Raw genomic sequence first — 21,140 nt, 5'->3', positions numbered from 1 at the left:
TTTATTAATTTTAATTAATTACCCGCCCCAGACTCCTTTAACTTTATACTTTGTAAGCGGAACCTCCTTGTCCCCACATTTTACAGAAAGCTTGAAATCCTCGTACTCGAAGGTTGGCTTGATGATGATGTCCAATGGCTTGTCCGGATCAGACTTTTTGAAATCTCCGAAGACCTTTAACATCTCCTCATCGTTGAAAATAATTTCTGTGCTGTATAATTTAAAATATATGCTTGCATCATAAGGAATGGCAGATTCTTCATATTGTGCCGCCGCTACCGAATCGTGGGGGACAAATCTGGATTCTCCGTTGTAGTTTATAAGATAAAACCCCGTAACAATATCTTTCTCATCATAAGGCCTAAGAACAAAACGATACTTGAACTTCTCACGGTACTTGTCCCATAATCCATAAGGAATGCCTTTTTCTTTTATTATTGTTTGTATGCTGTCGAGAACCGCATATTTAAAACCAATATCAAAAAATTGTTGCTGGGACTCACTAGGATCAGGATTAGGGATAAAATCATTTTTATCAACAAAAACCTCTTTCGCCTGCAATCTGCAAATCTCCACGCGGTTATGGTTCCCCGATAGCCAAACTACGATAACTCCTCCGGGGGCTGCCCCTATGGTAAGGATATCATAGGTTCCCGGCACCAGATTGTACAGACCGTTTTCCTGCAAAGTATTCCCTTGTACCAAAAATCCTTTTTTGAACGCTTCCAAAATCTTGTCCGCAGGGAGGTCTGCATCTACCGTATAGAACTTCTTCTCTGCATAGGCCACATAGGTAAGATTCAGATGGTAAGGAATAACTTCTCCTCCTTGTCCAGCCTCGGAGCCATCATATATCCATCCATCACCTTCTTTTCCTGCTCTTGGCATGGCACAGATGAATTCTTTTTTACTGTCCAGCAGCCAGCCCTCATGTACCTCTATAGGATATTCTTTGGGGGCGTTGACTGTTACACTGTAACCATACGTTGTTTGTTCTTGTTTCTCCATTTTTTTCTGTTTGCTGCAGGCCTGTAACCAAAAGATTGAGAGACAGGCAAAAATTATTTTCAGTCTAGTGTACATTTCGTTTCCTTTTACCTTTTACCAGATTGGGATGATTCTTGCCTATCCGCCCCAGACTCCTTTAACTTTATACTTTGTAAGCGGAACCTCCTTGTCCCCACATTTTACAGAAAGCTTGAAATCCTCGTACTCGAAGGTTGGTTTGATGATGATGTCCAATGGCTTGTCCGGATCAGACTTCTTGAAATCTCCGAATACCTTTAACATCTCCTCATCGTTGAAAATAATTTCTGTGTTGTAAATCTTGAACATAGGTTCTGTACTATAAGGAATTGCAGCTTCTGTATAATCTCCCTTTGCGATTTCTTCCGGCTGGAGATAGAACCTGTGTTCTCCGTTATAATACCTGATATCATTGGTAAGTATCACATCTTTCTCATCATACGGCTTAAGGACAAAACGATACTTGAACCTCTCTCTGTACTTGTCCCATAATCCATAAGGAATGCCTTTTTCTTTGATGCTTTTCTGTGCATCTTTAGGAACAGCAATTTCAAACATCGTATCAAAGAATCCTTGTTGAGTTCTCGCATGGGGGTTATCATAGAAATCATTTCTATCAACAAAAACTTCTTTTGCCTGCAATCTGCAAATCTCCACACGGTTATGATTTCCCGATAGCCAAACCACGATAACACCTCCGGGAGCTGCTCCTATAGTAAGAATTTCATAGGTACCATGTACCAAATCATACAGACCATTTTCCTGCAATGTATTTCCCTGTACCATAAAACCTTTTTTGAACGCTTCCAGAATCTTGTCCGCAGGTAGTTCTGCATCTACTGTGTAGAACTTCTTCTCTGCATACGCCACATAGGTCAGGTTCAGGTGATAGGGAATCATGCTTCCGCCTTGTCCGGCCTTTGCACCATCATATTGCCAACTCCCCGTAGTTTTACCTGCTCTCGGCATGGCACAGATAAATTCTTTTTTACTGTCCAGCAGCCAGCCATCATGGACTTCCACAGGATATTCTTTGGGGGCAGTAACGGTCACATTGTAACCATATTCTGTTTTTTCTTGTTTATCCATTTTTTTCTGTTTGCTGCATGCCTGTAACCAAAAGATTGAGAGACAGACAAAAATTATTTTCAGTCTAGTGTACATTTCGTTTCCTTTTACCATTTACCATATTGGGATGATTCTTGCCGGACAGCCAGGTGGTCCATTTATTATGTGGATCTCCATACGTAGCGTTCCAATGGAGATAATGGTAGCGCAGGAATCTAATATCATCATTCACGGCATCCAGCCTTCGCTGTCCTTCTGCCCGCCGTTTCTCCCATTCCAGCTTCGCCAGCCATGCATTTTCCGGAGAGGAAACCACGGGAGGTTCTTTATATATCCCCGGTTCTACAAACCTCATGGGCTTACCCTCATTGAAACTATAATTCCACAATGTGACCTTGATCCTTTTCAAAAATTCCACATTACCAGTAATCCAGTTGTCTTTGAAATTTTTAAACTCTCGTAAAGCACCTTTATCTATAGGAGCATTCTTCATGGTACAGAACTGCGCCATAATATGAAGCGGAATATAACTGTATTGATTGCTTACCTTCTTCTTATATCCTTCTAGCCTGTATAGGTCAGCGAGTTTTATGTTTTGAAGAACTTTGTGTAATGCTGCATAGGCATATTCTTGTACAGAAAGCTCATTTTCCAGAAACCAACCTTGTTTCACAAACTCTTTCTTCTCTGCTTCCAGATCTTCCTTGCTTTTAGATACATTGATCCTGTACGGACGATTGCCCTCACCTTCTGAGTAAGCTCCTCCCACATCGCAATGCACACCAGGATAGGTAAGTTCTATTCCCCCTTTCTTACCACTTGTTGGAGATGTTTTGGCTACGGATGAGATATCAACAAGGTCAAAATAGGCACGGTATTCATCGGCAGCCACCATATGAACCACATAGCCCGCCTTGTTCACATCATCCAATCCGAGATCTTTGATATCATTGGACTGGCTCAACCCGTGATGTGGTACGGTGTCATAGATGCCTACGAAACGTACCTTGACCTTGGTCTGTGTGTCTAAAAGCCCCCGATCCTGTAACATCTGCCCAAGAACTCCAAAATGAGGCATAGAAATCCTGGCATAAGTCGCAGGAACTGCATGCCCTTGCATATCCCAAACTGAAACTCCCCCCTCTCTATTATACTCTACTTTGGGATTATAAGGAGGATGGGTGACCACATGTACAAAATGCCTTGCAGCCGCCGCCCCACGGCTGAATCCGAAAACATCGAAGGTAATGGTATCTATATAGTGTTTCCCTTTATTTACTTGCGGCTCTATTGCTTTTATAACATCAATAATGCTCTTCTTTACCTTGTCCTTTATCCCGGCATTTCCCATACCGAAGGCTGGCCCTTCCATGTCATCATCAGCTTTAAAATCCTCAATTTGCATTGTTCCTCCTTGCTCTTTCGGAGCACTGTGAGTACCTATGCCCTCGGTATATATTTTAAAAACTGTTTCGAAATCTGCTGTATAATTCTTAAAAAGAATGGCAGGATTGGAGAGGTCGTTCTCATAGCTGCTTTCGCTGTATTTCTCATCTCCGTATTTTTTATAGATTTCTTCAAACTTGTAAGGCTCGATTTTTCTATTGAGCCCTGTTGGATCAATCGGTTCTTTTCCATCTATAGCCTTCTGCTTCATCTCGGTATTGTACATATTGTTCAGCGTACCGTCTATGAAAACACCAAAGGTAAAGTTCAGCGATTCCTTTTTTTCTTTTTCAATGCTGTCTACCTTGCCTACCACTACGGGCTTATTGCCGGAATAGGGCTGCACCATCTGCTGCAAGGTGTTCCTTACCTTTAGCTGTATATTGTCTTTTATTTCGTTTATCTTATCATAATAGTAGTAGACTTTGGCATAAAACTCGTGAACACCCTCATCCACATAGTCCATCTTATTCAGCTTCTTCTGGTAAAGCTGCATATTGTTGAAATATAGATATGCCGTACCATTTCTGTTAACGGCAGATGTTGTGTATTCTCCCATATTGCGGGAGCTGTCGCCGTGGCCGTCCTCATACTCATCTTCGTAGATGGTAATTTTCAGGGTATCGCCCTGGGGGATGTTCTGGGTCTTTACCACCAGCGTCACCTTGTCCAGATAGGCGACCTCCCTGCCCTGTATCTTGTCGCCATTGATATCTTGCCAATAAAGGTCAAGGATTTTGGGCTTCCCTGCCAAAGGTTGTATATTGATATGGAAATCTGCCAGCTTATCGGTCTTGGAATCCCTTACCCTTGCTACCAGCTTCAGGCTGGTCCCTGCTGTATTGATACCGAATTTAAAAATGCCCGTACTATTTTCCGCAAGCACCCTGTCTCTAAGATATACCAGCCATTGGTTCACCTTTACCGGTGCGCCAGCGTCTGTAACCATAGTGTAGGTATAACTCTGATTGCTGATGGGGCGGATGTCTCCTAATATTTTCATGGTATGTGTTTTTATAAAGCTACGTAAGAATCGTCATAAGGATCATCTTCCTCCTCCAAAAAGTCAAAGAACGGGCACAGCTCCGCCATCACCTCCGGATTGGCATTCTTCATATTTTGAGATGTCACTTCGCAGATCTGCCCGTGGTCTATAATCGTGATACAGTCTTTGCCTCCAATGGGACATGTGGCCTTGCTGTCCTCCAGCAGGGCTTTGCCCTTGTTATCTTCCAATGTTATTTTCTCATAATAGCCACTCCATTCCGTAACCACGGCCTGGCAGGGGTTGTTGTTCATCTTGGCACAGGAGCCGAAAGTGTTCTTCTCAAAGGTCTTTCCGATATCCTTGTGCGTGGCCATCAGTTTTTCTTTGGCATCTCTGTCGTTGATGTAGCGTTTGCTTTGGGTAAGTACCTTGAGCTTGTCCGGTGTTGTTCCGAAATTGCATCGGCAGGTTGCGCCTTGGCAAACTAAATGTTTTTCACTCATAACATTGTGTTTTTTTACGTTCTTAGCTATTACTGTTCATAACATTCAAAAGAAATTTTCCGGTGGGTTTTTCTTAATTTTAAATCTGTCTCTCCACAAATAGTATATATACTGTTGTCTTTAGCATTGAGCTTATAGGTGAAATTAAAATTTCCTTCAGCTTTCTCTTCTTCGGTTTCGGGATCATGCATCGCTTTTCCGTTTTCTATTTCATCTGTATTTCTCGGATCTATGCATTTTCCTTTTGCCGTGATAACGAATTTTTGGGTATCGGAAATGCCTTCATTTAAACTTAGAATGATCTCAAACAAAACCCTGTTTTTTTTCGGTAAAACAGGAAGTGACGCCTGGAAAGTGTACGTTTTTTCATCACTAAATTGCTCGTACAGCGGAAAAAAATAGAGTGTAAAAAACCAGCTATCCAAGATTCCACGTTGTGTTTTTCCGCGATACTCCATCTGCCTGTCCAGATCCTTTACCTTTTCTTCTATTATCTCTCCTTTGTAATGGGCAGTGAGCTGGTTCTTTTTGGTTTTCCACCTCTGCTGGATCTCTGGGAAATTAGCAATATGCTTCAGCTTGGCATTTTCATACAATTCTAATTGTAAAGGATAAAACACACCGCCTACCTCATCTGCTATCTGCTCCACTGCCATATCCGGACGTTTATTATTGATATACAATGGCCTTCGGGTAATGAAAAGATTATCTCTGCCGGTTTTCTCAATCTCCGTTTCATAATGTATTTTTAGTTTTTCTGCACCATTTTCCTGCACAGTTTGTTTGATGCCATATCTTTTTTCAAAAGATCTCGGAACATTTAAGGTGTTTATTTTCTCATAAAGCGGTTTCTTTCTATTCGTAGTAGCATAATATCCTGTTTCCATACCCGGAATGGGAACATAGATAATCTCTATGTGTGACTGTATATCAGGGTCTATCAAATCCTCTATCGGGCAAAAACGATTATGAAACCACCGGAGCTCTTCGGGCAGCAAACCGAAATGCGTGGCAAGTTCTTTTAACCGGACTTTTCCGGGAGTTATTTTGCAGGTTTTATATTTTTCTGTCATTTGCATCGTTCTAACTTATAGATTCTTGCTGGTCTTGTGATTTTTTTTGAGATTCTTTTGTTTTCTTATTGTCTTTTTCTTTGTCATATTCAAAATCCGCTTTGCGGTCTTTCTTATTTTCATCAAGTATCTGCTCTGTCCTCATACAAAAGACCACACTGTTTTCTTCTATCCCGTTCATATTAAGGGTAAGTCCCGGGTCAATATACTTGGTGGACTCATACCATTTGGGCTGCAGGAAGAATACCCACTTGAAAAGCCCGTTCTCGTCCTCGATCTGAATTTCTTTTCCGGGATGCCTTTGGTTATAGTCAACTACAAAATTGTAGAACAGCCGTCCGAAATCAATTCTTGTCGGTCCTTTTGCCCTATAGTAGCTGTATTTGGTAGCTTCTTTATCCCTGTCCATTACATAGGTAAGAACCACCATATCACGCCATTCCTCATCACTCAGACCGATTGATTCTTTATAATTCTCCGGAAATTGCCACGTTACATAAACTTTCGGAGGTATTGCCATCGCTCTGTTAAAGGTATCGTTCAGGAAAGTCGGAATAAAAAATATAATAAAATGACCAAGCATCAGATATACAAGAGCACTTCCGTTCAAAAAGGTATAGATTAGCATAAACGGAACGGAAGCATAGCAAAACGACAATAAGGCAAAAAGGTATTCATTTTTTGGTTTCTTCGAATCAAATTTCTCAAAGTATGCCCTGTACACATAACAGTGTACAATACCTATTATAAGAGAACATATCTGATAAAAAATGAATTCGTACAGATTGTTATCCGAAAAGAGCTTGTTATATCCCAATAAGGCAATAATCGCATAAACAAAAGCAAACGAGAACAGGTAAATGTAGAATTTTGATCTATACTTTTGCTTGAATTCGGATGTCTTTTGCGAAAAAATCATCGTGAGAATAATGCATATCGCAATCACGATAAGAACAATGACCAGCAGCTGCGGATCAAATAAGTTGGTAAAATATTTCTTAATCTTGCTCATATGCTGGTATTATACCCTAAAACAGTATCAGTTGAAGGAGTAAATTCAAATTTTTCTTGATCGTCAGGAAGTAAGATAATCGTTTTAATTTCCACCTCTATCGGGAAGAAATGCTCATAAAACATATCTACAAATTTTCTTTTTTTCCCTTCATGGATAAAATCCGTAAAGGAAGATTTTTGTAAAGGGCCAATCCTAATATCCAAATGTTTTGAATAATCATCATAACGGGTTCCGGTAATGGAATCCAACCCCAAACGGATTTCTCCCAGTTTGATGCCCTGGCTTTCATCAGCATACTGCTGGTACGCTCTATCACTCACACTTACTTTTTCTTCCAGTAATTCCGAAAGGATATAAGCAGTAAGGGAAATATCTCCCACAATTTTATAGGCAAAGGGCAGTAATCTTATAAACTTGGAAATCAGCAATGGCGGAAAATCCTGGCTGATATTCCAAAAGTCATAAAACATATCGGGTACTCTGCTGCTATTGAGCTCTGACAAAAAGCCATTCTCGAATCTTTCTGTTTGCACCCCATACCGAAAGAGTTCGTTTTCAAAAGGTTGAAAAAACGTACGCGCAGCTTTTTGCTGTTTTTTTCGTCCCTTATATTCTTTTATCATAGTATCAACTTCCTTTCCCGGAGCTTCATTTTTTACAATATGCGAAACACCTTCCGGAAGCATATCATATATACTGTCACGAGAAAGGCTGACAGCCAACATCTGGATGCTATCATAATCATAATCAACAACCTGTGTTTCCAGCACATCAAAACGGTAGGTCCTGGAAAATTGTCCTTCTTTCCTGATTATATATTGCCTGTCTTCCACATCCTTATGCTCCAACAAATCATTGATGATGACTTCTGCCCTGATGTCATGTTTCAGAGAGTTGATAAGTCCGGCGATATGTTCCAAATGATCCATCACTATTTTTTATCTTTCAGCCTTCCTGCTGCCACATAACGCAGCTGAAAGTATTCATCGTTAAAATTATAGATATTAAGCCCCTTCGCTGTACATGCCAAGATTCGGTCATTATGAAGATAGATCCCTACATCTGAAATGGGATGGAATTTATCATACCTGAAAAACAAAATATCACCTTCTTTTAAAAAAGCTCTTCCTGTAAATAACTGCAATGCCTTGGAACGGAATATTCCGTCAGGAGTTTTAGAAAATGTCTCTCCATAGACATCACTGAAAAGTGCCTGTACGAAATAGGAGGTTTCAACCCCTACCTGTTTTTCAAGCATCTGCTTTTTATAAGGAGTACCGAGCCACTCATCGATATAGGAGTAGAGTTTGTAATCCCTTACTTCTTTAGGCATCACTTCCATAATAATGGAATACTTCTCTTTTATTTTCAAAGTATCATCATTTAATCCCTGAGGATTATCATCCACAACGGAATAATTGGAAGCAGTCTCTTCTTTTTTTAGCAGGGTTGTTTTGGAAAATACATCTGAAGAATAATGATAGGGAATTTCTCTGATATACTTATTTCCACCACATGAAAGCATAACGATACATAATATCGAGTGACCGACTATGTAAAATAGTTTATTTGGTTTCATTAGGTTGTGTTTTTAACAAATATATAAATTTTTAAGATAAAATATCACCTTAAAATAAAATTTTATCCTAAAAATTAAAAATAAATCAAAATATCTACCGAAACATTGAAGCAACAACAATAAAAATAACTAACAAATAATAGATTATTATAGCAGCAAATAATTGTTTTTAATCAATCATATCAATTTTATTGAACAATATTTGTTTTTTATTAAAATTTTGAAAATACAATATTCCCTGTCATTTCTATTATTATGATTGTTTGATTTTAGCTTATTAACGACAGCAGAAAAAGTATTTGCAACAAAATATAACAAAAACGTTCTATGAAAACACTCTTTCTTTTATTTTATAAAATACTGTAACTCCCTTTTACGCTAAATATGAAATCTCTTTCGGTTAATTTTTATAATATTCTCTAATAATTTGAAATTGTTTTTCAGTTAACAGTAAAGCAGATAAATCATTTCCGCCATACAGCAAATAAAACTTTTCGTCTGAATTATTGGATTTTAGAATTTCATTGATTTTTCTAAAGAAATTTTTTGGAGCAGTTTTCCAAAATTTCTCACTTTTCAAGTCTTGTTTAGGATAAAGGTTTATCTTTTCGTGGTTTATAAAAATGTTATTTGTTATTTCATAATCATTAGTTGTTTTTACAGCTAAATAAAGGTTCCGTTTTTCTAAAATTCTGTTCAGCTGAGAAAAAAAAATCAAAATTGTATTCAGCAAGTTCTTCTGCATCAATTTGTGCAAATCTGTAAGATGAAATTTATTTGCTAGATTTTCTTCCAAACAATTTCTTCATTTAATAATGAAACTTCTATTTTATCACCTTCCTTAAATTCTCCGGCAACAATTTTTTTAGCGAGCGGGCGTCTCAGCTTTCCTCTGATTACTCCTTTCAGCGGTCTTGCTCCGTATTTGATATCATATCCTTCGTTGGAAAGATATTCTTTAGCTTCCTGATTGATTAGTAAATCAATATTCAGATTTTTAGCCAAATCCAATAATTCTTTTTTCAGGTGGATCTCAAATATTTTCAGCGCATTGTCTTTACTAATTGGGGCAAACGGGATGGTTTCCGTAAGTCGTCCCAAGAATTCCGGGCGGAAGAAACGGCTCATCATTTCCAACAGTCTGGAAGATGGAGGGATTTCTCCTTTTCCGAAAGACTCAACAATGAATTCAGAACCGATATTGGAAGTAAAGAGAATGATAGCATTAGAAAAATCGCCTTCTTTACCAAGCCTGTCGTGGAGTTTCCCTTCATCCATTATCTGTAAGAACACGTCGAAAACCGAAGCATGCGCTTTTTCAATTTCATCAAACAATACAATAGAGTAAGGTTTTTGTCTTATTTTGTTTACCAGCAACCCTCCTTCTTCGTAACCGACATATCCGGGAGGCGCGCCATATAATAAAGCAGCGGAATGCTCCTCTTTAAATTCGGACATATCAAAACGGATAATAGCATTTTCATCCTGAAATAGAAATTCAGCCAATGATTTTGCCAGTTCGGTCTTTCCGGTTCCTGTCGGCCCTAAAAAGAAAAAAGAACCGATGGGCTGCCCTGCTTTGCTCAATCCCGAACGGGTTTCCAATACCGCTTCCGAAACAATGGTAATCGCATGATCCTGCCCTATCACCCTACGCGCAAGAACCCCTTCCATATCGTTAAGTTTTTGTTTCTCTTCTTCTTTGAGTTTTCCTATTGGGATGTTAGTTTTTTGAGAAATAATTAAACCTAAATCGAATTCTGTAATATGTGTTCTTTTTTCTTGCGCTATTTTTTCTGTTTTCTCAATCAGTTCTCTTGAAAATTTCAGAATTTCATCAGCATTTTCAAATTTTGGGAGCTCTTTTTCTTCTTCCCGGGTATCGGCCGTACTGATAAGGTATTTGGTTTTTTCGATCAGGTCTTTTAAAAACCAGTCAGCGTGCAGCTTCCTGTCTGTCTCTGTATAATTATCGGTATTATCTTCCAGATGAATAATTTTAGTTATCAAATGATTTCTTTCTTTTAAAAAAGATTCGCCCACAGTTTTTAACACAGACATAGTATGATCTATCAGATCAATCGCAGAAGCGGGCAGGCTCTTCTCCTTCATATATCGCTGGGAAAGACGAATTGCTTCCTTCATCGTTTGATCATCAATACTGATTTTATGGTGGGCCTGATAATCTTCTAATGTTTGCTTGAGCATCCTTAAATGCATTTCATCGCTTGTTTCTTCCAGTTTTAAAAGTTCAAACATTCCTGCTAATCCCTGTTCTTTTTCTATTTTTTTGGTGTATTCTTCTATGGTAGAAGTTACAATAAGAGTCAAACCATTAGAAAGTTCACTTTTCAATAGATTAACAATCCCGGAATCTGAACCGTAGCTGCCAAACAGAGAATGAAATTCTTCTATGATAAGAACTGATTTGGGAATAGCTTTTAACTCTTGAGCAATATTTTTAATACGATCTTCAATTTCACCTTTATAGGAAGCACCTGCTATCAATGCTCCCATATCCAACTCGAAAATTTCCAGCCCCGAAAGAATATCAGGAATCTGCTTCAACAGGACCTTTTGTACAAAACCTTCTATTAAAGCTGTTTTACCTACACCATGATCTCCAATTATCAAAACATTCTGCTTACTGAAGCGGCAGAGGATTTCCGTAATTTTATTGATTTCCGTATCCCTGCCCACTAAAAGTTCCTTCCTGTTTTTCTTTTTTACATATTCCTTTTTGTTGATACCATATTTCTGTAAAAATCCTTTGCTTGTCTTCTTTGGAAATTCTCCTGCTGTTAACATTTCTTGAGATCCCCCAAATGAAGATACATCCTTTAACAATTCATTTCTTGAGACAGGAAAGGTTTTCATCTGATCAAAATTAAATGCCACTCCCGGTGAGCTGACGGCAACCATTACAGCAAATAAGGATATTTCCTCTTCAGCCAATAATTCCCGAACTGAGTCTGCTTCTGCAAAAATCTCATCTATAATTTCATCCGGCTCACAGGAATACCTGTTTGGAGACTTTGGCTGTTCTTCTATCCTTACTTCGGCCCATTCTTCCAGATAAAATACATCGACTCCCATCGTTTCCAACTGCTTTAACAGGGATAGATCCCTCGTAAGCATTGCTTTTAATAAATGAGCTCCAGTGTAACAGGCATTCAGATTCTCCCGCCCTATTTTCTGCGCAATATTAAGTGCCTTGGTAACCTCCTGGCTGTAGGTAACTTCTTCTTGATTCATATTTGGTTTGTTTTGATTAAAATTCCTGTTCGCCTAATTCATTTAATATTTCATCTAAATCCAACAAGGGATTCATAATGCGTATTTTGGCTGCACTGGCATTTGTATATTATTTTTGTTAATCCTTGATGTTTATAGTCTATTTAAACTCCAGTAAACTTCCTCTTTTTATAAATGGGCACAGTTTTTATAAATTTTTAAAAGTTGTTTGCAATCTATAATTTATTAATTCATCCAAATAAATTCCTTTGATTGGGGTTGCAAAATTGTTTTTGATTTTATAAAAACCTCTTGGATAATATATTTTTCTAACATTGGTATTTAAATTTTTTAAATTAAATTTTTCATTTCTGAAATTTGTTTTGAAGCCTTTTATATTTTTTGCCGTATACTCAACATTTTCTTTATTTCTGAATTTTAAATAACTAAAATAATTTCCTGCCTCATCTCTGAATACTTCATCATATTGATATTTTTGATGAAAATAATGGTCATCATTTTTACTTTTTGAGATATAAAGAATGACAGAATCTCTTTCTGAAAAATAAGGTTTTCCATAATGGTCATATGCTAAAAACTCAACCGTATCATTTGGCAGATTATTGAAAATATTTTTTATCACTTTATATTTACATCGAAAAGCCCTGTCCATAACAAAATTTCTTCTGACAACAGTTACTGAATCTTTGGTTTCTTCATCAATTACTTTCTCCTTAACTTCATTATTTATATTCGGATTAAATTCTTCAACTGAAATTTTCTCACCTATAAATGCATAAAGATTTATCAAATCATTAGCATTCTTAAACAATTCTTTTTTAGGGGTTAGTTTGGTTATTCTGCTGTATACTGTATTTTTTATTCTTTGGAATTTTTCTATTTCGTCTTTTCCATTGTAAAATGGCTTTACGTAATTAAATTTTTCATCTACATAAAATTTCCAAGTTATAGGATCGTATTCTGAAACCTCAGATTTTTCATTGTAAAAATAGTTCTCACTTTTTTTATTAAAGCAATATTCTAAATTAGAATATTTTATGCCTTGTTGTAAAATAATCGATAACTCCAATCCCTCATAATCATAAGTTCCCAAATATTGGAGATTGGGTTGGTTTCCTAAATATTGGCTTTTATCAAAATTCATTATTGATACCAAATAATAGTTCGGTTCATAGAAATATTTTTGAATACCTAAAATCAAAATTTCATTATCATTTTTTACTATGTTTTCATCTTTTATAAATTGATGTAAAATTTCACTCAAATCACAACTCTTTTTATTGCTAATTGTGGTGCATTGAATAAGAAAAAATGAAAATGCAAAAAGGATTATGTTTTTCATCTTAATTATTTTTTTGGTTTAAATCCGTCATGCATAGATGTTATTCGTATACTATTGTAGAATACTGTTTTAGCACCTCCCATATAGTTTGGAGCATATACAAATAGTTCTATATTATTTCCAATTTTAGCATATTCTTTAGCACTTTGTAAATCTCCACCTCCCTGCATCCCTTTTGGCTCTCCAATAATCTTATTTTTACTGTCATCAATAATTGTTACATTAAATCCTGATGGTTCTATAGAGGAAGCTTTTGTCTGTGGTGGCTATGCCCAAATAAGGTTACCATTTTTCGGTCATATATTGGAGTGGTTACTGAATTTGTTCGATGACTTGTTCCCGAAATTGAGTTGCCTGATTCTGTTTTGACACTAAATTCTACATCAGTATTGGAAGCACCGTATTTAAAATATTCTAACGCTTTTTCTTCATTTGTACCAAAATCTATATAATCATAACCATTGTATGTCTTACTGTTTTTTTCAACAAAGCCACTTTCTCCAATTATTACACCTCCGTCATTGCTTGCTTTTAATTTTCTGTTTTGTCACTGTCCTTCAAAATTTTTTGAAACATAAACAATATCTTTTTCTGCAGCACTTATATTGATAAGATAGCCATTTGCATCTATTTCGTATATGTTTCGTAGTCATCATAAACATCCAATTCCTGCTCGTCTAATTCATCTAATATTTCATCTAAATCCAGCAAAGGGTTCATAATGCGGATTTTTGCTGCACTTGTGTTTTTGAGATTTTGTTTGCTGATTTCTACGGTTTGTCCGTGTTTGATAATCGTAATACAATCTTTTCCGCCAATAGGACAGGTCGCTTTGCTATCTTCCAACAACACTTTTCCGCCTCTGTTATAAGCCAGTGTTATATTTTCATAATAGCCGCTCCATTCCGTCACTACCACCTGACAGGGATTGTTGTTCATCTTGGCACAAGAGCCAAAGGTATTTTTTTCAAAGGTTTTGCCAATGTCTTTGTGCGTTGCGGTAAGCTTTTCTTTGCCTTCGCTGTCATTGATATAATGCTTGCTTTGGGTAAGCACTTTCAGCTTATCCGGTGTCGTCCCAAAATTGCACCTACAGGTAGCTCCCTGACAAACTAAATATTTATGGCTCATATTATTGAGTTTTTGTAATGGTTAAATTCAAATGTTCAGGCATATCATAAAAGCTTATTTTTGCATATTGCAAGATATTTTTCATATCCAACTTGTACAAAACTTCTGCTTTTATTTCTTCGGGGGTATCCTCTTCATATATCTTTTGCTCAATATCATAAGTGTTTTTCAGACTTTCGGTGTCTTTTTTTATCATTCTATTGATAACCGAAAATCGGGAATGTCCATCAATGAAATTTATTTTTTTCTCGCATTTTCCGTTTTCGTATTTTCCTGTTATTCCCCGAAACAACAACGCCCATAAAGGATTAAGGTTAAATATAAATCCTAAATCTTCGGAATTGGATAGTTTTTCTCCTGTTTTGGTTAACATTTCTGCTCCCAACTCTTTTGGAAAAAATTCATACAAATCGGGCTTTTTGATATTCCAATTCTGACGGAGTGAATGAATTTTATCAGCCTTTTGAATAAGTCCTTTTTCATTAACAAAAATCGACATCGGATAAATGTTTTTATTGATTTCGGAGGCCAATAATTCTATGCTGTTGGGAATATCTTCATTGGTCTTTATTTCGCCTTGTGTGATGTTTAGATAATGCAATTCATCTAATGTTTTTATCCATTCTATCTGTACAATGAAAGAATCAACCTCATTATCTCCTTCTTCTTGCAGAGTTGCGATATAGCTATAATTTCCGCTGATAAAGGGAAACTTCAAATTTTGGTTAAACCGTTTATCTTGTTCTTTGTCTAAAAATTCCGTTACTCTTATTTTCCTGTCAGCAATAATCTTTTCTATATCTTGTTTTTCAGGGATAAAAATCTCCTGTCCTGCAAAAACCACAGAACCAATATGATTACTGTTTTTCGGAACATTTTGGTTATGGAAATACCGCAACATTTCCAAATCGGGAATATTGTACCTTGAAACAATATCCTCCAATGTTTCTCCTTTTTCTACAGTATGCGTTTTTATATAAAGTGACATTTTTACTTTTTTTACCCAAACAAATTATCCCAAAACCCTTTTTTCTTTTCGGGTTTTATGTCTTCTTCGTCTGCAAGGAAACTGAATTTCTTTTTCTCTTCTTTCTCCAATTCTTGTCTTTTTTCTTCTATTGGCAAATACCCTGTTGTTCCGTCTATTTTTACAAAATCCCAACCGGAACTGTGGTGAGCTATTTCTGCTTCTCCTTTTGCCATAACCTCACGGGAAAAACTGGAGAAGTCGGGGCGGTCGTATAATTTATAGGTTGTTGAATGATTATTGTTACCTGATTTTACCCTGCTTTTGTGAACATAGCCTGTTTTACCTTCTTTTGTTTTTATCTGCCACCAATCGCCTGTATTATCCAAAACCTCTATCTGCTCTCCCGATTTTATCTTTTGCAAAATCCCTGATTGTGCGTTTTTTTCTTTGCGGAGATTGGTGTAGCCGTCAGCATCTTGAATGGTATATGTTTCAGTGTCTGAATCATCATTAAGATGCTCTTGTTCCGTATGAAATACTTTAGTAAAATATCTTAAATCTTCATATCCAAAATAATTATTTCTTTCGAATGATTGTATTAAATCTGGATAAGAGATAAAAATATTATTTAAAAGTCCGTAAGACATATCATTTCCTGTATATATATCATCATTTGACCGACCTTCAAGCCCAAGATTTAAAAGAAATCCCATTGCACTATCAATGTCTTTATCCAATAATTTATTTACGGTCACAATTTGCTTTCTATTATCTACCAAATAAAAGGAGATATGAGATATTATCTCTTGATTTTTTGATAAATATTGTAATAATTTTTTTCTAATCAAATGGTCTTTATTGTAGAAAACAATTGATAATATGAAATTATTTGAGTAATCTTTCAAATCTTTTATGTTGTCGGCAATCTTTTTTAATAAAATTTCATTTTTTTCATAATTTAATAGAATAACAATGTCACTTAATAAATCAATATCTTTTTGAGTAGCCATTAAAATAGAAGCTAAATCATTTTGATATATAATCTTGTTTAAAGTAATGACGGATTTCATATATGGATAAGTAATTAAATCCTCCTCTTTAATTTTATCCATATCTGGTAGAATATCATCTCCTATTTTTATGTACTTACCTTCTTTAGATATCTGATAATCTGTAGTTTCATTAAATAGTCTAATTTCATTATAACCTTTTTCTAAATTTTTTGTGTTTATGCCTAAAAGCTCTTTATTAATATTTTCAAAATTTTCTTCAGAATTTTGAAATCGTGATTTATTTAAAATTTTGCTAAACATTTCCATTTCTATCTTTTCTATATTAGAATTTCTACTCTCTTGACCTTGACACGATATATTAAATATTATAATTAAAGTATATATACATTTATTGAGCGTCATTTTTTGTTTAATCTAATATTAGATTAGTGAGAGCATTTATTCTGAATTTCATTAGAATTAAATTGTTGAAATAGAATCTTCCCAAAATTTTTCTCTGAACATAAAATATTAGTTTTCTTCCCGTCATTCCAATCTATATTCTCTCCATATTTATAAAGGAAAATTTCTTTTGCTTCTTCATTAAATTTGAATGTAATGTATTTATCTGAAGTATATTTATCTGGAACTTCATTTGATAATTCAATTGTAAAAAACGGACTTTTAATAACCAATCTTCTAAAAGCGTCTCCGAAATCATTTGGATATATATCTTCGTTTGTTAAAATTTTATATTTTTTATTTTGCTTATTTAATAAAATTAAAATAGGAGCTATTCTAGTTTCAGGATTTTGTGGATCAATATCATTGTTATTACCTAAAACAACAATTTTATCTATCAATGTATCTTGATTCAAATCGCAATTTTGTTCTTTCACTATAAAATATTTATTTCCGGCGATAGAATCTATAATTTTTTTTGAATTTAAATTAGAATTAGTATTGTTTTTATTATTAAAAAACTTTGAATATTCTTCTCTGAAATCTATTAAATCTAATACTTTGTATTTTCCGTTTTGGTAAAAAATTGAATACCAAGGATTTTTATACTTTTGAATCTCTATAAATTTATTATTTTGTTTAAATCCAATTATTTTATCATTATTATAATTTTTATACGATATTTTCAGAGAGTCCAAATAAGTTGATGCTTGAGAAAAATAATTATTGGCATCATCAGCAATCGTATAAAAATCGTCTCCACATTTCTTTTTAAGATTTTCAATATTCTTATCACTTGGAGAAATAAAAAGAATTTCTTTCTCTCTTAAAAAAATAGTATCTGATGTTGCATTCGCTGACGATGTTTTTTCAGGAGATTTCTTGCAGGCTAATGGGCAAGCACAAATAAATAAGATAATCACTAAAATATTCTTCATAATTTATTTATTGAGTTATTTCAAGATGATAACAGCCGTTTTCATCAAGAAGGGTTTTAATTTTTGGAATTATGGTTTTCTTAAAATCATTTGGATTACTCATTCCTTGAGTGACATCAAAAACATTCACTACACTTGGATCGCCACAATGTCTTGAAACTGTTGAAGGTCCTATTTCTTTTATTTTTGCTTCCATTTCTTTTATTATTCCATTCTTATCCTTCCCTTTTGATTTTGCAGTTTCGTAAACATCCAATACTTTTTGTCCTGGTTCTTTATATGTATTTCTTTGTTCCTTCATTCCTTTTTTAATAATATTATCATACATTACTCTGGCTTGATTATAAGGATCTCTTGCAGTACTTGTAATAGTTATTAAATAGTTTTTAGTTTGTTCTCCTACTTCTCTTAAAATATTTAAAGATTTTTCACTTACAACAGATTTATCAGCATTTACACCAAACTTAATTACCACCTTTGAATCTTTTGGTAGTCCATCATTTTTATTTTTTGTCAACTTACATTCATCCACTTTAAAAACAATTGATGACACTTCATCAAAACATTTTTGCTTCTCATCCCAATTTGAGGTTATTTTTATTCCTTTACTGTTTTTTATATCTACATTATTTCCTACTAGTGGACATATTTTGCCCTTTACATTTTTAGTTCCGTTAGCTATTTTATTTATTTTTTTCCATAAAAAGAAAACCATTGATGTGAAAACAGCTAGATTTATGCGTTCTCCAACTAAATTAGGATTGGATAAGACATCAACATTCTCATATTTTTGTGTATATGAGTTACATAATGTATAAATTTCTCTACCTGTTATTTGTATCAATCCTCTTCCTCTAAAGTTCCAACCATCACTTCCTCCTTTATTTCCCAATTCTTTTCTGTTACTATAGGCTGTATTGGCTATCATCTCCTTATTTGCACTTTGATATTGAAGATTCGGCTTATTATATTTGGTTTTAAGATTCGTAATATTTTTTTCATCAATCCTGCCATACTTAAATGCTAAATCATTTGGTGGACCATAACGTTTTCCTGTTGTGCTGAATGCAGAAAAATTATCTGGTAAGGCTTGTACAGCATAATTCATACCTTCTCCAGTTTTTAATTCTAATGACTTACCTCCTTCTACCATTGCCTGAGCAAAAAAATGTGCCTTGTTCCAACAAGTATTCATCTGCAAAGCTTTCATATACTTATTATATGTATTGGCTACACTTTGGCGTTTTGTTATATCAGCACTTGGAAAAATAGTTTTTAAATCATCAGCTGTTATATCCTTTTCACAATTCGGGCATTTGTGGTTTTCATCTTTTTTTTCGTCCGATATATCCACTACTACAGGTTTATTTCCTGTAGTAGTGCTTTTAGTAGGTTGCTTATCTTCTGTTGCTGTTCCCTTACTTTCTGCCCAATCCCACAACTCATCCCATTTTTTTGAGATGGGTTCCATAATGCCTTTTTCCTCTTTCTTAGATTTTGGTTTCTGCTCCGCAGGAGAGTTTTTGGCTTTTGGTGTGGTTTTAGGTTTTTCCTGTGTTGGATTCTTTGTTTCTTGTTGTTGAGGAAAAGGATTATCCACATTTATATTTTCGGAGGCGTGTTTTTTGTTTTTGTAGTATTCTACAGTTACGTAAAATTCCAATTGCTTGGCATCGGCTTCACCTTTTATTGCTTTTTGCATCAAGGCTTTGGTCAGCATAAAATCCACTGTTGCAACACCGTTTTTGCCTACTTTTGCTTTTTGGATGTCTATCGCCATATTTTTGACGTTGTGTCCACTCCCTTTTTCGTCATCTTCCCAAAGAGTAAATAGCAGTTCTTTGCCCGTAAGGTTTACGCAATAGGCTTTGGCTCTCAGCTTTTCCATAAAACTGAAAGTTTTGCCTTTGGTATCATCTATATAATAGAGTTCTACTTTGTTTATTTTCGGAACGGTACTCGGTTTAGGTGTGATGATAAGCCCGCCTCCTTCGGGATTGTACAAATAGGCTTCTAAACGATAGGTATGTTTCCAAGCTGTTTCTCCAAAGGTAAATTCGCTAACACCTTTTTTTCTGATATTGGTTGTCGTAAAATTTCCGTTGCTCCTTTTTTTGAACAATTCCCAAGTTACGTTAGCCGGATTTCTGTCTTTTGCGGGGGTATCGGGATACCAGTCCGCTATGCGGTATACCTGCTTCTCACCTACAACCGGCGAAATATTTCCCGATACTTTTGATACTCCTTGTTTTGACATTTGTGTTTTTTGGATTTCTTTCTATTCCTTTATCCATATCATCCATTTTTTCACTTTATACTGGATGTTGATATTTTGAATACAGTTTTTTTGATTTTTATTTAATCTTAAAGCAGTAATCTTGATGTTTTTTCCTGCGATATTCTGGCAGAACTGATCAAAAGGAATCAGTTTATCATCATTTACCACTACCGGAATATCATATTTGCCACACAGGTAATCTTTAAAGTCATCTTTCGTTTTGGCCTGTGCAGCTACCTGATTAAGCAATAGCTGGAATTGTTCATTGGATATTTCAGGAGCCTTTTTCTCAGCAATTACAGAATCTCTTTTGGATCTTGTTTTTGGAGAAACCGGAATATATTGCAGCATATCAACCAGGGGATCTTTTTGTGCCTCGCCCTGTGGCAGTGAAAAAGCAGAGTGAGGCCTTTCGTATTCGTAAGATTTGATATCTATTTTTTGTTTTGCTTTTATAGTTTTAGGAGCAACATAGATGGTTTTAACAGCAGTATGTTCAACATCACCGTTGACAATAAGCGTGATTTTTTTATCACCCACTGTTTTAAATTTATAAACGGGGGATTTTCCCAAAGCATCGGTATTGGCCGTCTCTCCGAAGCTCCATTCCCAGGATTCCCCTCCTTCTTTTTCAGCATTGAAGTAAACTGCATCTCCCACAGTTGCCACATCAGGTGCCATTATAACAGGAAGGTAGCCCGTCTGCTGGCTGATACTGGTAATGGTAACCAGTTTTTCATGGGTGCAATTCCCGTTGATCGTCAGCTTTACAATATATTCTCCGGGTTTCTTATACGAATGAAGACTACGTTGTCTTCTGTCTATAGCAGTACTATCCCCAAAATCCCACTCCCAGGATTGGGCTCCTTTTGTATTGTCATTGAACTCAACAACTTTATTAACGAGATATTCATCGGCATGAATATAATAGTTTGCATTTTCGCAATCAACATGGCGAAAATATTGGTACAATAAAAAGATGAGACTCAGGAGCAGGATAATTCCGAAGCTCACATATATTCTGGCATCAATATTGGGTAAGAAATTGATTCTCTTTTTTTTCATTTGGCTTTT

The 21,140-nt window shown here is 35.5% G+C and carries 18 protein-coding genes; all 18 read right to left on the bottom strand.

The genetic code is table 11. The annotated features are described in order from the left end of the window. Positions 1-18: 18 nt before the first annotated feature. A complete protein-coding gene (locus ACM39_RS11570; RefSeq protein WP_048511202.1) occupies positions 19-1,008 on the bottom strand; it encodes a DUF2931 family protein in 990 nt (329 codons plus the stop codon). 117 nt (positions 1,009-1,125) lie between these two features. Further along, the gene (locus tag ACM39_RS11565; protein WP_048511201.1) at positions 1,126-2,115 is read right to left on the bottom strand and encodes a DUF2931 family protein; all 990 of its coding nucleotides are present in this window, start codon (positions 2,113-2,115) and stop codon (positions 1,126-1,128) included. 64 nt (positions 2,116-2,179) lie between these two features. Beyond that, entirely contained in the window at positions 2,180-4,543 is a 2,364-nt protein-coding gene (locus ACM39_RS11560) for a phospholipase effector Tle1 domain-containing protein (RefSeq protein WP_048511200.1), read from the bottom strand. An 11-nt stretch (positions 4,544-4,554) separates the two neighbouring features. Next, the gene (locus tag ACM39_RS11555) at positions 4,555-5,031 is read right to left on the bottom strand and encodes a DUF4280 domain-containing protein (RefSeq protein ID WP_048511199.1); all 477 of its coding nucleotides are present in this window, start codon (positions 5,029-5,031) and stop codon (positions 4,555-4,557) included. 29 nt (positions 5,032-5,060) lie between these two features. Beyond that, a complete protein-coding gene (locus tag ACM39_RS11550; RefSeq protein ID WP_131701450.1) occupies positions 5,061-6,104 on the bottom strand; it encodes a hypothetical protein in 1,044 nt (347 codons plus the stop codon). Positions 6,105-6,114: 10 nt separating this feature from the next. After that, positions 6,115-7,116 (bottom strand): TssN family type VI secretion system protein, encoded by a 1,002-nt coding sequence (locus ACM39_RS11545; protein ID WP_048511197.1) that lies wholly within the window; start codon positions 7,114-7,116, stop codon positions 6,115-6,117. After that, positions 7,113-8,048: a type VI secretion system baseplate subunit TssG gene (locus ACM39_RS11540; protein ID WP_048511196.1), complete on the bottom strand. Its 936-nt coding sequence runs from the start codon at positions 8,046-8,048 to the stop codon at positions 7,113-7,115. The genes ACM39_RS11545 and ACM39_RS11540 overlap by 4 nt, the downstream gene beginning before the upstream one ends. A 2-nt stretch (positions 8,049-8,050) precedes the next feature. Beyond that, positions 8,051-8,698 (bottom strand): NlpC/P60 family protein, encoded by a 648-nt coding sequence (locus ACM39_RS11535; protein ID WP_048511195.1) that lies wholly within the window; start codon positions 8,696-8,698, stop codon positions 8,051-8,053. Positions 8,699-9,478: 780 nt separating this feature from the next. After that, positions 9,479-11,953, bottom strand: a complete 2,475-nt coding sequence (locus ACM39_RS11525) for an AAA family ATPase (protein WP_048511194.1) — start codon at positions 11,951-11,953, stop codon at positions 9,479-9,481. Positions 11,954-12,140: 187 nt separating this feature from the next. Then, positions 12,141-13,217: a hypothetical protein gene (locus tag ACM39_RS11520; protein ID WP_131701449.1), complete on the bottom strand. Its 1,077-nt coding sequence runs from the start codon at positions 13,215-13,217 to the stop codon at positions 12,141-12,143. A gap of 83 nt (positions 13,218-13,300) precedes the next feature. Next, on the bottom strand, positions 13,301-13,465 hold the full coding sequence (locus ACM39_RS19210; protein ID WP_165585115.1) for a hypothetical protein: 165 nt from the start codon (positions 13,463-13,465) through the stop codon (positions 13,301-13,303). A 68-nt stretch (positions 13,466-13,533) separates the two neighbouring features. Next, the gene (locus tag ACM39_RS19620) at positions 13,534-13,743 is read right to left on the bottom strand and encodes a JAB-like toxin 1 domain-containing protein (RefSeq protein WP_410470248.1); all 210 of its coding nucleotides are present in this window, start codon (positions 13,741-13,743) and stop codon (positions 13,534-13,536) included. 179 nt (positions 13,744-13,922) lie between these two features. Then, on the bottom strand, positions 13,923-14,426 hold the full coding sequence (locus ACM39_RS11515) for a DUF4280 domain-containing protein (RefSeq protein WP_048511192.1): 504 nt from the start codon (positions 14,424-14,426) through the stop codon (positions 13,923-13,925). Position 14,427: 1 nt separating this feature from the next. Further along, entirely contained in the window at positions 14,428-15,414 is a 987-nt protein-coding gene (locus ACM39_RS11510) for a LysM peptidoglycan-binding domain-containing protein (RefSeq protein WP_048511191.1), read from the bottom strand. Positions 15,415-15,425: 11 nt separating this feature from the next. Then, positions 15,426-16,811, bottom strand: a complete 1,386-nt coding sequence (locus tag ACM39_RS11505; protein ID WP_082140576.1) for an SH3 domain-containing protein — start codon at positions 16,809-16,811, stop codon at positions 15,426-15,428. Positions 16,812-16,834: 23 nt separating this feature from the next. Further along, positions 16,835-17,788: a hypothetical protein gene (locus ACM39_RS11500; RefSeq protein ID WP_048511189.1), complete on the bottom strand. Its 954-nt coding sequence runs from the start codon at positions 17,786-17,788 to the stop codon at positions 16,835-16,837. A gap of 7 nt (positions 17,789-17,795) precedes the next feature. Beyond that, a complete protein-coding gene (locus ACM39_RS19455) occupies positions 17,796-20,045 on the bottom strand; it encodes a glycoside hydrolase family 19 protein (protein ID WP_048511188.1) in 2,250 nt (749 codons plus the stop codon). 21 nt (positions 20,046-20,066) lie between these two features. Continuing rightward, complete coding sequence (locus ACM39_RS11490) at positions 20,067-21,131, bottom strand: PKD domain-containing protein (protein ID WP_048511187.1); 1,065 nt, start codon at positions 21,129-21,131, stop codon at positions 20,067-20,069. Between the last annotated feature and the right edge of the window lie 9 nt (positions 21,132-21,140).

Origin of the sequence: Chryseobacterium sp. FH2 (assembly GCF_001045455.1) — a bacterium.
GTDB lineage: Bacteria > Bacteroidota > Bacteroidia > Flavobacteriales > Weeksellaceae > Chryseobacterium.
The sequence above is the reverse complement of the archived record's forward strand: the minus strand, read 5'-3'. Positions and strand labels throughout refer to the sequence as shown.